This window comes from Actinosynnema sp. NPDC049800 (assembly GCF_040656635.1).
Lineage (GTDB): Bacteria > Actinomycetota > Actinomycetes > Mycobacteriales > Pseudonocardiaceae > Actinosynnema.
Genome location: NZ_JBFAMT010000077.1, coordinates 14,755 through 32,745, shown reverse-complemented (window position 1 = coordinate 32,745; position 17,991 = coordinate 14,755). Strand labels below are relative to the sequence as shown.

Annotated in this window: 11 protein-coding genes; 7 read left to right on the top strand and 4 right to left on the bottom strand. The window is 70.5% G+C overall.

Annotated features, from left to right (window positions below; translation table 11 throughout):
* Positions 1–1,215: glycoside hydrolase family 10 protein (locus tag AB0I91_RS41395; protein ID WP_499641771.1), on the bottom strand; the 1,215-nt coding region annotated here is incomplete at its 3' end.
* A 735-nt stretch (positions 1,216–1,950) separates the two neighbouring features.
* Between AB0I91_RS41395 and AB0I91_RS41390 the strand changes: the two genes are divergently transcribed.
* The 5 genes from AB0I91_RS41390 (at position 1,951) to AB0I91_RS41370 (ending at position 9,833) form a co-directional block, all read left to right on the top strand.
* Positions 1,951–3,597: a glycoside hydrolase family 27 protein gene (locus AB0I91_RS41390; RefSeq protein WP_498781946.1), complete on the top strand. Its 1,647-nt coding sequence runs from the start codon at positions 1,951–1,953 to the stop codon at positions 3,595–3,597.
* A 163-nt stretch (positions 3,598–3,760) separates the two neighbouring features.
* Positions 3,761–5,230: a family 43 glycosylhydrolase gene (locus AB0I91_RS41385; RefSeq protein ID WP_499617077.1), complete on the top strand. Its 1,470-nt coding sequence runs from the start codon at positions 3,761–3,763 to the stop codon at positions 5,228–5,230.
* 406 nt (positions 5,231–5,636) lie between these two features.
* Entirely contained in the window at positions 5,637–7,436 is a 1,800-nt protein-coding gene (locus AB0I91_RS41380; RefSeq protein WP_499641769.1) for a glycoside hydrolase family 6 protein, read from the top strand.
* A gap of 13 nt (positions 7,437–7,449) precedes the next feature.
* Positions 7,450–8,787: a glycoside hydrolase family 6 protein gene (locus AB0I91_RS41375; RefSeq protein ID WP_499641766.1), complete on the top strand. Its 1,338-nt coding sequence runs from the start codon at positions 7,450–7,452 to the stop codon at positions 8,785–8,787.
* Positions 8,788–8,972: 185 nt separating this feature from the next.
* Positions 8,973–9,833, top strand: a complete 861-nt coding sequence (locus AB0I91_RS41370; protein ID WP_499641764.1) for an expansin EXLX1 family cellulose-binding protein — start codon at positions 8,973–8,975, stop codon at positions 9,831–9,833.
* Positions 9,834–9,840: 7 nt separating this feature from the next.
* On the opposite strand, the gene AB0I91_RS41365 is transcribed toward AB0I91_RS41370, so the two are convergent.
* Together AB0I91_RS41365 and AB0I91_RS41360 are read right to left on the bottom strand one after the other, a co-directional pair.
* Entirely contained in the window at positions 9,841–10,101 is a 261-nt protein-coding gene (locus AB0I91_RS41365) for a hypothetical protein (RefSeq protein WP_498781936.1), read from the bottom strand.
* Positions 10,098–10,910, bottom strand: coding sequence for a phytanoyl-CoA dioxygenase family protein (locus tag AB0I91_RS41360; protein WP_498781934.1), 813 nt, complete (start codon positions 10,908–10,910; stop codon positions 10,098–10,100). The genes AB0I91_RS41365 and AB0I91_RS41360 overlap by 4 nt, the downstream gene beginning before the upstream one ends.
* A 70-nt stretch (positions 10,911–10,980) precedes the next feature.
* On the opposite strand from AB0I91_RS41360, the gene AB0I91_RS41355 reads away from it, so the two are divergent.
* Entirely contained in the window at positions 10,981–11,775 is a 795-nt protein-coding gene (locus AB0I91_RS41355) for a helix-turn-helix domain-containing protein (RefSeq protein WP_499641762.1), read from the top strand.
* Between the two features lie 10 nt (positions 11,776–11,785).
* Here AB0I91_RS41355 and AB0I91_RS41350 read toward each other — a convergent pair whose 3' ends face one another.
* Positions 11,786–14,665, bottom strand: a complete 2,880-nt coding sequence (locus AB0I91_RS41350; RefSeq protein WP_499641760.1) for a glycosyl hydrolase family 95 catalytic domain-containing protein — start codon at positions 14,663–14,665, stop codon at positions 11,786–11,788.
* Positions 14,666–15,269: 604 nt separating this feature from the next.
* Here AB0I91_RS41350 and AB0I91_RS41345 point away from each other — a divergent pair.
* Positions 15,270–17,960, top strand: a complete 2,691-nt coding sequence (locus AB0I91_RS41345; RefSeq protein WP_499617065.1) for an RICIN domain-containing protein — start codon at positions 15,270–15,272, stop codon at positions 17,958–17,960.
* Positions 17,961–17,991 lie beyond the last annotated feature (31 nt).

Genomic DNA, 17,991 nt, shown 5'->3' with positions numbered 1-17,991 from the left:
GGAGTCCAGGAACTGCCACTGCTGGTTCGCGCCGTCGTTGCGCGACCACTGCGCGATGCGACCACCGTCGTTGGTCGCCAGGCCGTACACGTCCAACGCCTTGCCGCTGTTGCGGTTCACCAGCACGTACCACGCGTTCGGGTCGATGACCCCGGGCTGGGGGTTGGAGCCCGCGTTGAGGGCGTTGAGGACGGCGGTGTAGGCGGGCTTCTTGTTGCCGGAGCCGTCGAACAGCAGCGGGGTGCCGTAGGCGCGCCAGGAGTCGGTGTCGCGGATGCCCCAGACCGTGATGCCGGTGCAGCGGGCGACGGCGAGGCAGGCCTTCACGACGCGCTCGTAGTTCGCCGCCTGCGCCGAGCCGGAGCCCTCGATGTCGAGTTCGGTGATCTGGACGTCGACGCCGAGGTTGGCGAAGCTCTGCAGCGTGGTCTGGTAGTTGCCCGGCACGGGGGACTGGGCGTTGAAGTGGGACTGGAGGCCGACGCAGTCGATCGGGACGCCGCGTTGCTTGAAGTCCTGGACGAGCCGGTAGACGGCCTGGGTCTTGGCGTGGGTCCAGTCGTCGGTGTTGTAGTCGTTGTAGCAGAGCTTGGCGCCGGGGTCGGCCGCGCGGGCGGCGCGGAACGCCGCCTCGATCCAGTCGTTGCCGGTGCGCTGGAGGTTGGAGTCGCGGCGCGCGCCGGAGCTGCCGTCCTGGAACGCCTCGTTCACCACGTCCCAGGCGTAGATCTTGCCGCGGTAGTAGGTGGCGACCTTGGTCACGTGGTTGAGCATCGCGGACCGCAGGGCGCTGCCGGACATGTTCTGCATCCAGCCCGGCTGCTGCGAGTGCCACGCCAGGGTGTGGCCGCGGACCCGCTTGCCCTGGGATCGGGCGAGGTTGACGATCCGGTCGGCGTTGCCGTAGGTGAACTGGTTCTGGTTCGGCTCGGTCGCGTCGATCTTCATCTCGTTCTCGGCGGTGACCATGTCGAACTCCCGCTGGAGGAGCCCGGCGTAGGTCGAGTCGCCGAGCCTGCCCGCGGCGACCGCGGTGCCGAAGTACCGGCCCTTCTCCGCCGCCGCGGTGGCCAGGGTCGTGCCCGCGGCCTTGGCCGAACCGTGGAACGCCACCGCCAGCACGGTGGCGATCAGTCCCACGACGAGCAGCAACGCCGTTGTTCTCGGTCGACGCGCGAGCGCCGGCCGAATGACCGCTCGTGTCGAATGTTCCATCACATGTCCTTCGGGTCGGACACCGCGGGCTCGGGTGCCGGCGGTGGCAGGGACGCCATCGGGGGCCGCACGGGGCCTGGGCCGCGACCAGGACGCACTGGCGTTAGCGCTAACATCCACCCTGGTCGGCCGCCCCGTGGGAACAAGCGCGTTCGGGGGCGGCAACCACGGCCACGAGCGTCGGTGTGCTCTTCAGACTGTGAACGACGGCTCACGCTCGGTCAAGACGTGACGCAACTGTTTCGCCCGGGTGGTGCGTGCCGGGAAGGGCGGTCCGATCCGCCGACGTCCTCGCTCGTCCACAGTGGAGGAACACTCGTCTTCCGTGTCCGCGTCGGGTGAACCTCGTTCGCCCGGCTAAAGTCGACGCTGGTGTTTTAGCTCGCCGCCACGCCGATCGCCGATCGCGCGGCGGCCTCCCGTGGGGCACGTCGGGTGGCGGACGCCGGCCGGTGGTCCGAACGGGGCAACTTCCCGGGCCTCGTCGAGGTGTGACCGGACGATAAGGCCTGGTCTGCCTCTTTCCTCGTCGCGGTGCTCAAAGTTAGCGCTCACAATTTAGCTTTGACCCGTCTTGGTTGGTCATAGTTTCATTGGCGCGACACCAGGCCGCGAGGTGACGGGCGCGATCCCGTCCGGTGAGCACCCGCGGACCTGTCGCGCGCCCGACCGACCACCCCTGCCGACATCCGTGACCGACGCCGACGGCGTCCGGTCGACACCGAAGAGGCGACGATGCCCACCCGTACACGCGGACGACTCCTCCACCTCGCCCTGGCGGCCATCGCCGCGCTGGGCGTGGTCACCGCGGCTCCCGGCGCGCCCGTCGCCCAGGCCGCGCCGGGCAGTCCCGCGCTCACCCCGCCGATGGGCTGGAACAGCTGGAACAGCTTCGGTTGCGGCATCACGGAGGCGCAGGTCCGGCAGGCCGCCGACGCGATGGTGTCGTCGGGGATGCGTGACGCGGGGTACCAGTACGTGGTGGTGGACGACTGCTGGTTCGACCCGCAGCGCGACGCCCAGGGCAACCTGCGCGCCCACCCGACGAAGTTCCCTTCCGGCATGAAGGCGCTCGGCGACTACATCCACTCGAAGGGCCTGAAGTTCGGCATCTACCAGGCGCCCAACGAGAAGACCTGCGCCCAGGGCGTGGGCACGCACCCGGGTTCCACCGGCAGCAAGGGGCACGAGGTCCAGGACGCCCGGTCGTTCGCGTCCTGGGGCGTGGACTACCTGAAGTACGACTGGTGCTCGGGCAGCGGCACGCGTGACGAGCAGGTCGCGCGGTTCACGATCATGCGCGACGCCCTGCGGGCCACCGGCCGCCCGATCGTCTACAGCATCAACTCCAACAGCTTCCACGCGCCGACCGGCGACAAGTACGACTGGGGCGAGGTCGCCGACCTGTGGCGCACCACCGAGGACCTGCTCGACATCTGGCAGAACGGCAACACCAACAGCTACCCGATGGGCGTGGGCAACGTCCTGGACGTCACCGCGCCGCTGGCCGCGCAGACCGGTCCGGGCAACTGGAACGACCCGGACATGCTCGTCGTCGGGCGGCCCGGCCTGAGCCTGACCGAGTCGCGGTCGCACTTCGCCCTGTGGGCGCTGATGGCCGCGCCGCTGATGGCGGGCAACGACATCCGCACCATGTCGGCCGACGTCAGCGCGATCCTGCGCAACCCGCGGCTGCTCGCGGTGAACCAGGACCGGCTCGGTGCGGGCGGTCGACGCGTGCGCGACGACGGCAACACCGAGGTCTTCGCCAAGGCGTTGTCGGACGGCTCGGTCGCCGTGGGCCTGTTCAACCGGGGCGGCAGCACCGCCACGGTGTCCACCACCGCCGCCCAGCTCGGCCTGTCCGGCGGGTCGTTCTCCCTCACCGACCTGTGGACCGGCGGCGCCTCCACCACCTCCGGCGCGATCTCGGCGAGCGTGCCCGCGCACGGCGTGGCCGCGTTCCGCGTCTCGGGCGGCAGCCCGATCGCCGCCACCACCTCCCGGTTGCGCGGCGCCGGCTCCAACCGGTGCGTCGACACCGAGAACGCCTCCACCGCCGCCGGCACGACCGTGCTGCTCTGGGACTGCCACACCGCCGCGAACCAGCTGTGGACCACCTGGACCGGTGGCGAGATCCGGGTGTTCGGGGACAAGTGCCTCGACGCCTACAACCAGGGCACCGCCAACGGCACCCGCGTGATCACGTGGTCGTGCAACGGCCAGGCGAACCAGAAGTGGACCCTCGGCGCGGACGGGTCCATCCGCAACACCCACGCCGGCCTCTGCCTGGACGCCGACCAGGCCGCCACCGCCAACGGGACCAGGCTGATCCTGTGGACCTGCAACGGCCAGGCCAACCAGAGGTGGAGCCGCGTCTGACGGCGGCCTGAGCGGCGCGCCCGCCCTCCGGCGCCGTCGCCTCACGAATGCCCGCGGGCGCTGCTTCCGGGACCCGGTCCTCTCGCGCACAGCACGGCGAGAGGACCGGGCCCACCCGCGCCGATCGGTCCGACGTCCACCCGCGACCCAGGGAAGGAGCACCGTGCGCACCGCCCGCAACCCCGTGATCGGTGGATCCCACCCCGACCCGAGCGTGTGCCGGGTCGGCGAGGACTACTACCTGGTGTGCTCCAGCTTCGAGTACTTCCCGGGCGTGCCGATCTTCCACAGCCGCGACCTGGTGCACTGGCGGCAGGTCGGCAACGTCCTCGACCGCCCGGACCAGCTGCGGCTGCCCGCCGACACGCCCGCGTCGCGCGGGATCCACCAGCCCACCATCCGCCACCGCGGCGGGAGGTTCTGGGTGACCGCGACGGACCTGTCGGCGGGCGGCACGTTCGTCGTCACGACCGACCGCCTCGCCGGGCGGTGGTCGGACCCGGTGTGGATCGACCTCCCCGGTGTCGTCCCCGACCTGGCCTGGGACGAGAACGGCGACTGCTGGTGCGCCACGACCGACGGGCGCACGGCCCGCATCGACCCCCACCGGGGAACCGTGCTGGAAGGACCGTGGCGGGCCTGGAGCTGCGACGACACCCCGAAGGCGCCCCACCTGTACCACGTCGGCGACTGGTGGTACCTGCTGTTCGAGTGCGACCGGTCGCTGGTGGTCGCCCGCGCGCGCACGCCCCGAGGGCCGTTCGAACGCGCGCCGAGCACCTTCGTGGACACGCTCGGCCCGGCCGGGGGCAGTGGCCGCGCGGACCTCGTCACGACCCCGGAGGGGACCTGGTGGCTGGTGCGGCCCGGGACCCGCGAGCACCCGTCCGGCTTCCACGTGCTCGGGCAGGAGGTGTTCCTGACGCCCGTGCGCTGGCGCAACGAGTGGCCGGTCGTGGTCGGGGCGGACGGGACCAGGCCCGCGCCGCGGGCGTCGGACCCGGCGCCGGCGCAGCCCGCGCGCGACGACTTCGACGGGTTCGCGCTGGCGCCGTCCTGGATCTCGCCGCGCGGGCTCCCGGACGGCTCCTGGTCGTTGACCGAACGCCCCGGCTGGCTGACGCTGCACGCGACCGGCGAGACCCTCGACCGACCGGGCTGCACGTTCGTCGGCACCCGGCTGCGGCACCTCGACTCGCGGGTGTCGGTCCACCTCGATCCCGGCACGGCCCGCGCGGGCCTGAGCATCCGGCGCGACGAGGCGCACCGCTACGACTTCGAGGTGGTGCCCGGCCGGGTGGACGTGATCGCGAGGATCGGGCCGGTGCGCCAGGTCGTGGCCAGTCGCACCAGACCTCCGGGGCCGATCACGCTCACCGTCGTCACCCGCACGACAGACCTGGTGCCGCCGTCGTTCGTCCGGCCGACCGACGAACCCGCCGGCGTCGAGCCCGCCGGACCGGACACCATCGCGTTCCACGTCGGCGCCGATCCGGGCCCGCTGGCGGAGTTGGACGGCCGGTACCTGTCGCCCGAAGTCAGCACCGGCCTCGCCGGGCGGGTCGTCGGCATGTACGTCACGCGCGGGGTCGCGGCGTTCGACTGGTTCGACTACCGGGGCTTTTCACCGTGAACGGGTGGCGGTTCGGCGCGCAGGGCCGTGCGGCCATCTTGTGCGCGCTAACAAGGTTAGGTCTAAGCCAATCGTAGCGGCGGTTCAGGTGGGGTGAATCTCGCGCAAGAAATCCGCAAAGCGGCACTTGACGGGCCTGATCGACTTGTGGCGCGAAAGGCTTTCGTAAGCCAAAAAGCTAAAGTTAGCGCTAACACTTTTAGCATTCCGGGCAATTGACTGCCGTGTTCGGCGTGGTTACATTCGACCCGAAGTGAATCCTTCTTCGCGCGGGAGGTGCGGCCCGCCGCGCCGCCTTGCCGTGTCCACCCCTCGACGACCGATTCGCCACCCCATGACTGGGAGCGCTCCCGGAAAAGCTCCACCTCCAACTCACACCACAGCATCGACGCTGCGAGGACCCTGAATGAGTGCAACGAAACTGGCACGCGGCGGTGCCGCTGCCGCCGCCCTGACCCTGTGCGCGGGGTTGCTGACGCTGGCGAGCACGTCGGCCAGCGCCGCACCCGGATGTTCGGTCGACTACCGCGTCAACCAGTGGGACACCGGCTTCACGGCCAACGTCACGCTCAAGAACCTCGGCGACCCGATCTCCAGCGGGTGGACCCTGGAATGGGACTTCCCGGGCAACCAGCAGATCACCAACGGCTGGAGCGCGACCTACGCCCAGTCCGGTCAGCACGTGAGCGCGAAGAACCCCTCGTGGGCGGCGTCGCTGCCCACGGGTGGCAGCGCGACCATCGGGTTCAACGCCTCGTACTCGGGCACGAACGTCCTGCCCACGTCGTTCACGCTCAACGGCACCACGTGCGGCGGGGGCCCGATCACCTCGACGTCGACGTCGACCTCGACCTCCACGTCGACCTCGACCACGACCTCGACGACCACGACGACGACCACGACCACCACGACGACGTCGCCGGACACCCCCGGCACGCACGTGGCCAACCCGTACGCGGGCGCCAAGGGCTACCTGAACCCCGACTACGTGGCGAACGTGAACACCCTGGCCGACGCGACCGGCGGCGCCCTGGGCACGTCCATGCGCAAGGTCGCCGAGAACTCCACCGCCGTCTGGATGGACCGCATCGGCGCCATCACCGCCGGGCGCGGCCTGCGGGGCCACCTCGACGAGGCGCTGCGGCAGTCCGCCGGCGGCACGCCGGTGGTGATCCAGGTCGTCGTCTACGACCTGCCCAACCGCGACTGCGCCGCACTGGCGTCCAACGGCGAGCTGAAGGTCGGCGAGAACGGCCTGGCGCGCTACAAGGCCGAGTACATCGATCCCATCGCCGCCATCCTGGCCGACTCGAAGTACCGGGACCTGCGGATCGTCGCGATCGTCGAGCCCGACTCGCTGCCCAACCTGGTGACGAACCTGAGCAAGCCCAAGTGCGCGGAGGCCAGCTCCAGCGGCGCCTACGTCCAGGGCATCCAGTACGCCCTGAACAAGCTCAGCGCGATCTCGAACGTCTACAACTACGTGGACATCGCGCACGCCGGCTGGCTGGGCTGGGACTCGAACATGGGCCCCGCCGTGACGTTGATCGCCAACACCATCAAGGGCACCACCAAGGGCGTCAACAGCGTCGACGGCTTCGTGTCGAACATGGCCAACACCTCGCCGACCGACGAGGTCAACCTGCCCGACCCGAACCTCACCGTCGGCAGCCAGCAGCTGCGGTCCGCGACGTTCTACCAGTGGAACCCGTACTTCGACGAGGCCGACTTCGGCACCGAGATGCGCAACCGGTTCATCGCCGCCGGCTTCCCCAGCGGCATCGGCATGCTGGTCGACACCTCCCGCAACGGCTGGGGCGGCCCGAACCGGCCCAGCGGCGCGAGCGGGTCGACGGTGGACGCGTACGTGAACTCCGGCCGCATCGACCGCAAGCTCCACCGGGGCAACTGGTGCAACCAGGCCGGCGCGGGCATCGGCGCACGGCCCACGGCCGCGCCGCGCGCGGGCTTCGACGCCTACGTGTGGATCAAGCCCCCGGGCGAGTCCGACGGCATCGCGACCAAGACCGACGGCCCGAACGAAGAGGGCAAGCAGCACGACCCGATGTGCGACCCCGCCTTCCGCGGTGACGACCAGGCCAACGGCGGCAACCTGACCGGCGCCATGGCCGGCGCGCCGCACGCGGGCGCGTGGTTCCCGGCGGGGTTCACCTCGCTGGTCCAAAACGCCTACCCCGCGTTCTGAGCCAGGGGACACCATGACGTCCAGCAAACGAACCGCGGCCGCGTGCTTCCTCTCGAGCGCACTCGTGGCCGGTGCGGTGGCCTTGGTGGTCGGCGGCGGCGCGACCGCGCAGGCGGCCGAGTCGGCGTTCTACGTCGACCCGTCGAGCTCCAGCGCGAAGTGGGTCGCCGCCAACCCCGGCGACTCCCGGGCCGCGGTGATCCGCGACCGGATCGCCTCCGTGCCGCAGGCGCGGTGGTACACCACCACCAACACCTCGACGGTGCGCTCGGAGGTCAGCTCCTTCGTCGGCGCGGCCGCCTCGGCCGGGAAGATCCCGATCCTGGTGGTCTACAACATCCCCAACCGCGACTGCGGCGGGGCGAGCGGTGGCGGCGCGCCCTCGCACCAGGCCTACCGGGCGTGGGTGGACGAGGTCGCGGCGGGACTGGCCGGTCGGCCGGCGGCGATCGTGCTCGAACCCGACGTGCTCCCGATCATGAGCAACTGCCAGAACGCCGACCAGCAGGCCCAGACCAGGGCGTCGATGGCCTACGCGGGCAAGAAGCTCAAGTCGGGTTCCGGGCAGGCCAAGGTGTACTACGACATCGGCAACTCGGCCTGGCTGAGCCCGTCGGAGGCGGCGAACAGGCTGCGCGCCGCGGACATCTCCAACAGCGCGGACGGCATCGCGTCGAACGTGTCGAACTACCGCAGCACGCCCGACGAGGTCAGCTACACCAAGAACATCCTCAACGCCCTCGGCGACGGCAGGCTCACCGCCGTGATCGACACCAGTCGCAACGGCAAGGGCCCGCTGGGCACCGAGTGGTGCGACCCCGCCGGACGTGGGATCGGCACGCCCAGCACGACGAACACGGGCGATTCCAGGATCGCCGCGTTCCTGTGGGTCAAGCTGCCGGGTGAGGCGGACGGCTGCATCGCGCCGGCCGGTCAGTTCGTGCCCCAGCGGGCGTACGACCTGGCGATCGCGGCCGGCCCGACGTCGACCACCACCACCACCACCACCACGACCACAACCACCACGGGCAACAACCCCGGCGGCGGCTGCACGGTGACCCACCGCGTGGTCAGCCAGTGGTCGGGCGGCTACACCGGTGAGATCGTGATCGGGAACCGGGGCCAGTTGCTCAACGGCTGGACCCTCACGTTCTCGGCGCCCGGTGTGTCCGTCACGCAGGGCTGGAACGGGACGTGGACCGACACGGGCGACGTCGTCCGGGTCGCCAACGCGTCCTGGAACGGGTCGCTCCCGACCGGTGGAACGACGACCATCGGTTACAACGCGAGCTACAGCGGAACGACACCGCCGTTCAGCTCACCCGCCCTGAACGGCACCGCTTGTTCCTGACACCGTGACCAGCCCTGAAAAGCGGTTCCCCGTCCGGACATCGCCTCCACCGGACGGGGAACCGCTTTGGTGCGACCAGGTCCGGGCTGGGTGGGCGACGATCACTTGCCCGGCGGGTCTGCGTTTGGCACCATCACGGCCGCCGTGCTCGACGTCGGCCCTTGTTCGTCGTGTGTGGAGGTGCGGTGCCAAGACGGTGGTTGGTGGCCTCGGTGGTGGCCGTGGTGCTGGCGGCTGTCGGTGTGGTCGTCGTCGTGCTCCAGGACCGGGCCGTCGCAGGCGACCCGGTGACTGCAGGCACCTCCTCGACCGCGCCGAGTGCGAGCACGCCGGTGACCACGTCGCCGAGCGCGGCGATCGGCGAGGCCGACACCGCGCCGTCGCCCTCGGCGGCCGCCACGACACCGGCGCCCGTCGCGAGTGACGCGCCGCTCGCCGGGAGGATCAAGCCGGGGGTCGTCAACCAGGGCGTGGCGACGTTCTACGACTCCGACGGCGGTGGCGCCTGCTCCTACGACCCCGGCCCTGACCCGCTGACCGCCGCGATGAACTGGGTCGACTACGAGGACGCCAAGGCCTGCGGCGCCCACGTCCTGGTCCGCGCGGCCAACGGCGCGAGCCTGACGGTGCGGATCACCAACCTGTGCCCGCAGCCGTGCCGGGTGGGGCAACTGGACCTGAGCGCGGAGGCGTTCGCCCGGCTGGCGGCGCCCGACCTGGGCGAGATCCCGATCACCTGGACCCTGGTGAGCCCCGAGCTGTCGAAGACGATCTCCCTGCGCTACAAGACCGGGTCGAGCCGGTACTGGTGCGGCATCCAGGTCATCGACCACCGGAACCCGGTGGCGCGGTTGGAGGTCCAGGCGGGCGGGCAGTGGCGGCAGCTGCTCCGCACCGACTACAACTACTTCCTCTCCGAGAACGGCGCGGGCTGCGGCGGGGCCGTCGCGGTCACCGACCTCCACGGCGAGCGCCTGGTGGTGGATCCCCTGCCGATCGAGCCGGACGTCGTCCAGGCCACGAACGTGCAGTTCGCCGCGCGCTGACCAGGGGTCACTCCACCTTCTCGAAGAAGAACTCGTGCTTGAGGAACGACGTGTCGTACTCGTGGCCGGGGTACGGCGGGATGAGTTGGGAGGCCTGGAAGAGCCGCCAGCCGTCGCGCAGGGCGTCGGTCCCGGTCGCGTACGGCGGTTGCTCGCCGTCCCCGGTGGTGGGGTTGGTGCGGCCGGTGCCGTCGTAGGACGCCCAGCCGACGACCCGGTCGTCGAGCGACGACGTGGCCAGGTACAGCACCAGCACCCGTTGCTTCACGCGGTCCTCCCCGGACGGTTGTGCACCCTGGTGGCCCAGTGCTCGATGTCGAAGGTGTCGTCGCCGGTCAGGGTCCGCCACAGCGCGATCCGGTTGTAAATCTCCAGCCGCCCGGTCGCGTGCTCGTACCAGGGGAAGGTGGTCGACAGCTCGGCCACGACGGCGGGGTCGTCGAGGTCGCGGGTGTCCCAGAGCCGGACCTGGGGCGCGGTCGGGTTGAACCTGATCTTGAACATGTACCGGCGCCGCGCGGAGTCGTTGCGCCGGCCGCCGTGCCAGATGCCGTGGTGCAGCAGCAGCACCGTGCCCGCCGGGCAGGTCAGGCGGACCTGGCCGAGCAGGTTCTGGTAGCGCCCGGTGTCGGACTCGTTGGTGAGGCGCAGGTGGCTGCCCGGCACCAGGAGCGTGCCGCCCATCTCCGGTGTGACGTCGTGCGGGTAGTACATGAGCTGCACGTCGAACGCGTCGCGCCGGGTGTCGATGATCGCGTCGCCGTGCAGGGGCTGGGCGCTGCCCTCGTTCGGCTCGCGCACGTGCACGGCGAGGTGGTCGACCGCGGGATCGGGGCCGACCAGGCTGCGCAACGCCCCGGCGACGGGCGGCAGGTCGACGAGCCGACGGGTGAACGAGCCGTCCGGGAACGCCACGTTTAGCGGGATCCCGTAGGGCACGCCCGGGATGCCGCGCTCCAGGGCCTCGACCGCCGCGGCGTTGAGGTCGTCGGGCACGACCGCGTCGAGTCGGAGGAACCCCTGTGCCGCGAAGCGCGCCATCAGCACCGAGGACAGCAGGTGGCTGGTGGTTTCCATGCATCAGACAGTAGGTGCCCGACAGTGCCGGGTAATGGGTCGTGCTCACCATTAGTGGTAATTTTTCACCATGGATCACGTGACGGTCCGGCTGGACGCGCCGCCGGTCGTGGCCAACCTGGGCGTGGCCGTGCACGGTGTGGCGAGCCGTCGCGACGAGTTCCTGCTGCCCGAGCTGTGGCAGCTGCACCTCTACGGCTACACCGCCGAGCTGACCGTCGGCGGCACGACGCACCCCATCCGACCGGGGCACGTGAGCCTGGTCCCGCCCGGCGTGCGGGTGTCGTACCGCTACCGAGGTCGGTCCGAGCACCTCTACGCGCACCTGCGCCTGCCCGGGAAGGGCCCGGAGCTGACCGTGCCGGTCATGCAGCACGCCGGGGTGGACACACCGCTGCTCGCCGGGCTGCTGCGGCACGCCATCGCGGTCGCGCCGAGGTCCGCGGCCATGGCGCAGGCGGAAGTCTGGACGGTGTTGTGGCGGGTGGCCGACCTGGCGGTGTCCGGGAAACCGCACGGCGCGGTGGCCGCGGCGGTCTCGCACGTCGAGGCGAACCTGGCGGGACCGCTCACCGTGCCCGCCGTCGCCGCCGCCGCGGGCGTCTCGCACAACCACCTGACCAGGCTGTTCCACGCCGAGATGGGGCACACCGTGGTGGCCTACATCCGACGGCGCAGGCTGGCGCGGGCCCGCCACCTCCTGCGCGAGTCGACGTTGCCCATCCCGGCAGTCGCGGCGGCGGTGGGGTTCGACGACCTCCAGGCGTTCAACAAGGCGTGCCGCCGCGAGCTCGGGGCCTCGCCGCGAGCCGTGCGCGCCGGAGCGGACGGGCACGGCACGAGAACGCCGGTCACCGACGGGTGAGCCCCGGTCGTCAGGTGACGATCCTCCACTCCTGGTTGGCGCCGCCGTTGGCGGGCCACTGGACGACTCGGGCTCCGTCCGCCGTCGAGCCGCCCTCGACGTCCACGCACAGCCCGGTGCGGACGTTGACGATGCGGTGGTGGCCGCCTCCCGCGTCGACGAGCCGCCACCACTGGTTGTCGCCGCCCGTGTCCGGCCACTGGTCGAGCTGAGCCCCTTGTCCCGACCCGGTGAGCAGGCGGCCGCTGTGCCGGGCGACGAGCCGGAACGAGCCGTCCGGGTTCGGGAGGAACTGCCACTGCTGGTTGGTGCTGCCGGTCTGGGTCCACTGGATGACCTTGGCGCCGTCGGCGGTGCTCGCGCCGGTGACGTCCAGGGCCTTGCCGCTCGCCCGGTTGAGCAGCCGGTGCCAGCCGGTCGGCAGGGAGGTGGCGGGCAGGGACACGGTGACGTCCGTGCGTTGCCCGGCGGTCAGCGTGACCTGGCGGGCGTGGTTGCCCAGTGGCGAGGCGGTCACGGGCGCCGACGTCGTCACCGACGCCATCCCGGGCCGGCTGATCAGGGTCACCTGCTGGTCGACGGCGGAGGTGAGCGAGAGCGTGGCCGTGCGGGCGGCGAGGTCCCAGCCGAAGGTGTGGACGTGGATCCGGCCGCGGGCCCGCACGCCGGTGATCGTGCCCTTGGCCAGTTGCGCGGGCAGCGCCGGGAGGATTTCGAGCACGCCGGGACGGGAGTAGATCAGCGCTTCGGCCAGCACGGCGGGGATCGCGTTGGCGGCGTCGGCGTTGTAGATGTCCAGGTCGGGGTTGTGCGAGGTCATCAGGGACTTGAAGACCATGTTGTTGCCGATGATCTTGCGCAGGTTGTCGTAGACCTTGCCGCCGTCCTTGAGCCGCGCGCCGGCCAGGGCCCGGTGCAGGCTGCCGTGCGCGGAGATGTTCTGGTCGCCGCGCAGTTCCAACGCGCGCAGCGCCGGGCGGACCAGCTCGGGCTTCTCCTCGGGGTTGATCTCGTGCAGCGGCCACGCGCCGTAGAGGTGGTGGACGTGCCGGTGGTCGTAGCGGTCGGTCAGGGTCGGCCACGACCACTCGGCGAGCGCGCCGTCGCCGTTGATCCGGTAGGCGGGGATCCTGGCCAACAGCGCCTTCCAGCGTGCGACGCCCTGGCCCGCGCCTTGTTCGACACCGAGCGCGTCGGCGGCCGAGATGGCGGCCTGGAGGGCGTGCCTGCCGGCCATGACGTCACCGGTCGCGTTGACCGCCAGCAGGACGCCGGTGTTGCCGGGGCTGTTCTCCATCGAGAACGACGGCACGAACACGACCTTGCCGTTGGCGTCCGTGCGGGTCAGGAAGTCCTCGTAGAACAGCGCGAGCTCCATCAGCGCGGGGCCGAGCTCGTCGCGCAGGAACGCGTGGTCGCCGGTGACCTCGTAGTACTCGATCAACGGGTACAGCAGCCAGTCGGCGCCGCCGGTCCAGGTCTGGCCGGGGAAGCCCGGGTCGAAGTGCAGCATGTGCCCGTACTCGCCGTCGGTGCGGGACGGTGCGAGGAAGCCGCGGGCGCCGTAGAGGTTGCGCGCGTTGGTGCGCCAGTGCGCGAGCTGGCCGAGGACGAGGGAGAAGTACCCCCGCATGGCCTCGGTCGTGTCGAGGATGTTGCCGCCGGCGACCTGGAGGTTGACGTTCGCGTCGGTGGTGAAGTCGTCGGCCCACGCGCCGGACCACGTGCCGGTCCAGATGCCGGTCAGCCGCGGTGGCAGGATGCCGCTGGAGCTGAGGAAGAAGTACCGGCCCGAGTCGTAGAGGCGTTCGAGCAACGCGAGGTCGATGACGTCCCGGTCGCCGTTCTGGCGGGCGATCAGCTCGCTGGCGGACAGCCGCCGGTCGGCGTCGGACACGTTCAGGTCCAGCCGCGAGCGGTCGTACACCGCGGTGTGGATCGCGGTGTGCCGGGAGCTCAGCGCGGAGTAGTCGGCCCCGAGCGCCGCCAGCCGGGCGTGCAGCGGCCGGGAGTCCCAGGCGGTCGAGGTCTCGTACCGGTCCAGTGCGGTGAGCAGCAGCAGTCGGGTCGCGCCGGTCACCACGATGGCCGACCCGTTCGCGCTGACCGTGCCGCCGGTCGGGACGACCCGGGTGACGCCCTCGTAGCCGAACGCGCCCTGCCCGGTCGGGTAGGCGCCGCGCAGGTTCAGGTAGCCCGAGCCGCCGCTGATGGTGGCCAGGGTGGTGTAGCGCAGGCCCGCGGGCAGCCCTTCGAGTGCGGTGTGGACGGTGAGCGTGGCGTCCACGGTCCGCCCGGTCGCCGGCCGCAGCTCGTGGACGATCACCCGGTCGGCCCGGGAGGCGAACGCGCGGCGGGTCCAGGCGCCGTAGCCGTCGGTCCACGTGGAGGTGACCTCACCGGTGCGGAAGTCGGTCACGCGGGCGTAGTCGTTGACCGTCGTCGTGCCGGGAGTGGAGATCCGGAGCTCGTAGGCGGGGTGGTAGGTCTGCGTCCACCGCAACGACCACCCGGCCGCGAAGTCCCGGTTCGCGCCGGCGTAGTCGCCCGCGAGGGCCTTGTCCCGCGCGGCTTCCAGCCGTCCGGCGGTCACCGGCGGGGTGAGGGAGCGGGTGCCGTTCGGCAGGACCAGCCGGTGGTAGTTGAAGATCACCTTCTCCAGGGTCGGCGCGCCGTGCAGCAGTGCGCCGTACTCGCCGTTCCCGGTCACGAAGCCGTCGGTCCAGGACGTCGCGTGACCGGTGTCGTGGATGCCGCGCTCCGGCAGGGTGACGTGCGGCGGCACGGCGGCGTTCGCCCGTCCGCCCGACAGTCCGCCGGGGACGACCGCGGCTCCGGTCGCCAACGCGGCGAGGGCGAGGAAGCCCCTCCGGTCCACTGGGCCGTCCATCACGCACGCTCCTTCGTCCGGTGAGGGGCACGGGTGGTGCCCGGCCGTCGGGCGGACGGTCGGGCAACCACCCCTCGTGGCGTGTCGGCGGCATGTCCGCCCTCGTGCGAGCGGCGGACCGACATGGGATGGATTTATAGATCGCGTGGTGGGCGCCTGTCCAGACCCGTGCGGCCGAATGGGCCAAGTCGCGGGGTTGTCGGGCTGGTCAAGGCCTTGAGTCGGCACCGGTCGCGAAGCTCGGGGTGGCGAGGTCCCTGCGAATCGATGGGATGTCTTGCCGGCCTGTCGTTGCCGTGGGCAGCCATCGATCGGGCGGCAGATAAGCATACTTATTGCTTGACGTGGGGTGGCGCTGCTGCTCTCATGGACTACCAGGCCACGCGTCCGGATCCTGCCTGTGCCACCGCAATCGACGCTGCGCTCAGGTCATGTCGCTCGTCCCGGGCACGGGCCGATGAGGCCGGGATCAGTAGTACCCATCGTGCACGGCACCCGCCCCGTCCGGATCGCCTGACGGGAACCCACCCAGCTGCCCCCAGCGCGGTGGAGGCCGGCGTGCGCGGCGAACACTCCGATCGGACCGAGCGAAAGGGCAAAGAAGGTGAAACCAGCCAAGACCGCCGCGAGAACGTTGGTAGCGATCGCGGTGTTCGTGTCCGCCGCGCTGCTGCCGACCTTCGCGGACCAGTTCCAGGCCTCGGCCGCCACCCAGGCGACGTACTACGTCGCCCCTGACGGCAATGACGCCAATCCTGGGACGATCACGGCGCCGTTCAAGACCGTGCAGCGCGCGCGGGACGTCGTCCGCACGGTCAACGCGAACATGACCGGCGACATCCTCGTGTACCTCCGCGGCGGCAACTACCAGGTGAGCAGCACCATCGACTTCACCCCCGCCGACTCGGGCACGAACGGGTTCCGGGTCGTGTACTCCGCGTACCAGAACGAGACGCCGGTGCTGAGCGGCGGCGTGCAGGTGACCGGGTGGACGCAGCACGGCGGCAACATCTGGAAGGCCCCGCTCAACCGCGGCAACAAGCTGCGGGCGCTCTACGTCAACGACAAGCGCGCCGTCATGGCCACCAAGACGATCGCGTCCCAGGGCTGCTACGGCACTTACAACGTCAACGCCGGCCAGGCCCCGTGGGCGTGGGAATCGGGCTCGCAGTGCGACGGCGCCAAGTACGGCATGGCCGACCTGCCCGCCATCTCCCGCAACCCCGACGACCTCGAGATCGAGACGGCGACCACCTGGCAGACCGCCATCGTGGGCGTCCGCCAGGTCACCACGAGCAGTGACGGCTCCGGCCGGGTCGCGCTGTTCCAGCAACCGGGCGGGGCCATCGCCCAGGGGGCGTTCAACGGCAACTTCCAGGTCGGCGGCAGCCACAAGCTCATGAACGCCTACGAGTTCCTGGACTCGCCGGGCGAGTTCTACTTCGACCGGGCCGCCCAGACGGTCTACTACTACAAGGCCGCCGCCGACAACATGGCGACGGCGACGGTGTACGCGCCGAACAACGTGGCCACCCTGCTCCGGGTCGCCGGCACGTCGACGACAAACCACGCCCGCAACATCACCTTCTCCGGCATCACGGTGCAGCACTCCGACTGGAACCTGTTCACCGTGGCCGGTTCGGCGTTCAAGCAGGCCCAGCAGGGCAACCTGGGCAACACCGCGTACGTCAAGGGCAACTTCCACGCCTACTACTACCGCAACGTCGACACCGCGCCGGGCGCCATCCAGCTGGAGAACGCCGACGGCATCCAGTTGCTCCGCAACCGGGTGCAGCACACCGGTGTCGATGCCATCACCCTGGTCAACGACGTGCAGAACACGCAGTTGATCGGGAACTTCACCAACGACGTCGGTGGGTCCGCCATCAACGTGGGCCACCCGCAGCACGTCTACATCGGCGACCACACGTCGTCCAACCGCGAGAAGTACTCCGCGCAGGTCGAAGGACTCCCGAAGAACATCGAGATCAAGAACAACTACCTGTACGACAGCGCGGTGCTGTTCAACGGGCACAGCCCGATCTCGGCGTTCTTCGTCGACACCCTGACCGTGCAGCGCAACCGGATCGAAAAGGCGCCGTGGAACGGCATCACGATGGGCTGGGGCTGGTGGAACTTCGACGGCTCATCGGGCTCCATCGCACCCAACCGCCCCACGACCACCGCGCGGAACAACACCATCAGCCACAACCACATCATCGACACGGTCCAGCGCCTCAACGACACGGCACCCATCTACACGCTGGGCAGCCAGCCGAACACCACGATCACCAACAACTACCTCCAAGGCGTCCCGTCCGGGCACAAGTACGGACTCCACCCGGACGAGGGTTCGGCGTACATCACCTTCCGCGACAACGTCCTGAGCGTGGACAAGAACGTCACGTGGATGGTCAACTCCGACGACTTCGGCCGCAAGCACGACCTGAGCATCACCCAGACCTACGGGCCGATCAACAAGGTCTCCAACAAGAACTTGCCGAACAGCACCATCCACGACATCATCGTGTCGTCGGACTACGTGTGGCCCGCGCCGGCGCACAGCATCGCGGTGAGCTCCGGCCTGGAGGACGCGTACCGGGACATCATCCCGCCGAGCCTCCTCTCCCTGCCGGACTACGTCCTGCCGGACAGCACGTACGTGGGCGCCGGCACGGCCTCGATCCCGATCCGCAGCGCAGGCGACCAGGCGAAGACCGTCTGGCTCGCGCCGCAGGGCACGACCAGCTTCGCCGTCGGCCCGACGATGACCAGGGCGGGCGGCACCGCGACGACCATCGACGTGCCGGCCACGTCCGGTGACTACCGGCTCTACGTCGTGGACGCGCAGGGCAACCGGTCGTCCGAGTCGAAGTCGCTCGCCCGGCGGCAGGGCGGCGGTCAGCAGGGCGTCACGATCGTCGGCGGCCAGTCCGGCCGGTGCGTCGACATCCCCGGGTCGGCCACGACCAACGGCGCCCAGGCCCAGCTGTGGGACTGCCACGGCGGCGCCAACCAGCGCTTCACCCACACCTCGGGCAAGCAGTTGCAGGTGGCCGGGACGAAGTGCCTGGACGCCAACAACCAGGGCACCGCCAACGGCACCACCGTGGTGATCTGGGACTGCAACGGGCAGACCAACCAGCAGTGGAACGTCAACGCCAACGGCACCATCACCGGCGTGCAGTCCGGGTTGTGCCTGGACGCCAGTGGAGCGGGCACCGCGAACGGCACCAAGCTCATCCTCTGGTCCTGCGGGACCGGCGCCAACCAGCAGTGGAGCCTGCGCGCCTGACCCGTGTCCGGTCGCCCGACCGGACACGTCG

What these genes read in the sequence shown, in the direction of transcription:
- AB0I91_RS41360 (WP_498781934.1), bottom strand. Translation starts at nt 10,910, where the DNA reads ATGGAAACCACCAGCCACCTGCTGTCCTCGGTGCTGATGGCGCGCTTC.
- AB0I91_RS41390 (WP_498781946.1), top strand. Translation starts at nt 1,951, where the DNA reads ATGCCCACCCGTACACGCGGACGACTCCTCCACCTCGCCCTGGCGGCC.
- AB0I91_RS41380 (WP_499641769.1), top strand. Translation starts at nt 5,637, where the DNA reads ATGAGTGCAACGAAACTGGCACGCGGCGGTGCCGCTGCCGCCGCCCTG.
- AB0I91_RS41375 (WP_499641766.1), top strand. Translation starts at nt 7,450, where the DNA reads ATGACGTCCAGCAAACGAACCGCGGCCGCGTGCTTCCTCTCGAGCGCA.
- AB0I91_RS41355 (WP_499641762.1), top strand. Translation starts at nt 10,981, where the DNA reads ATGGATCACGTGACGGTCCGGCTGGACGCGCCGCCGGTCGTGGCCAAC.
- AB0I91_RS41350 (WP_499641760.1), bottom strand. Translation starts at nt 14,665, where the DNA reads ATGGACGGCCCAGTGGACCGGAGGGGCTTCCTCGCCCTCGCCGCGTTG.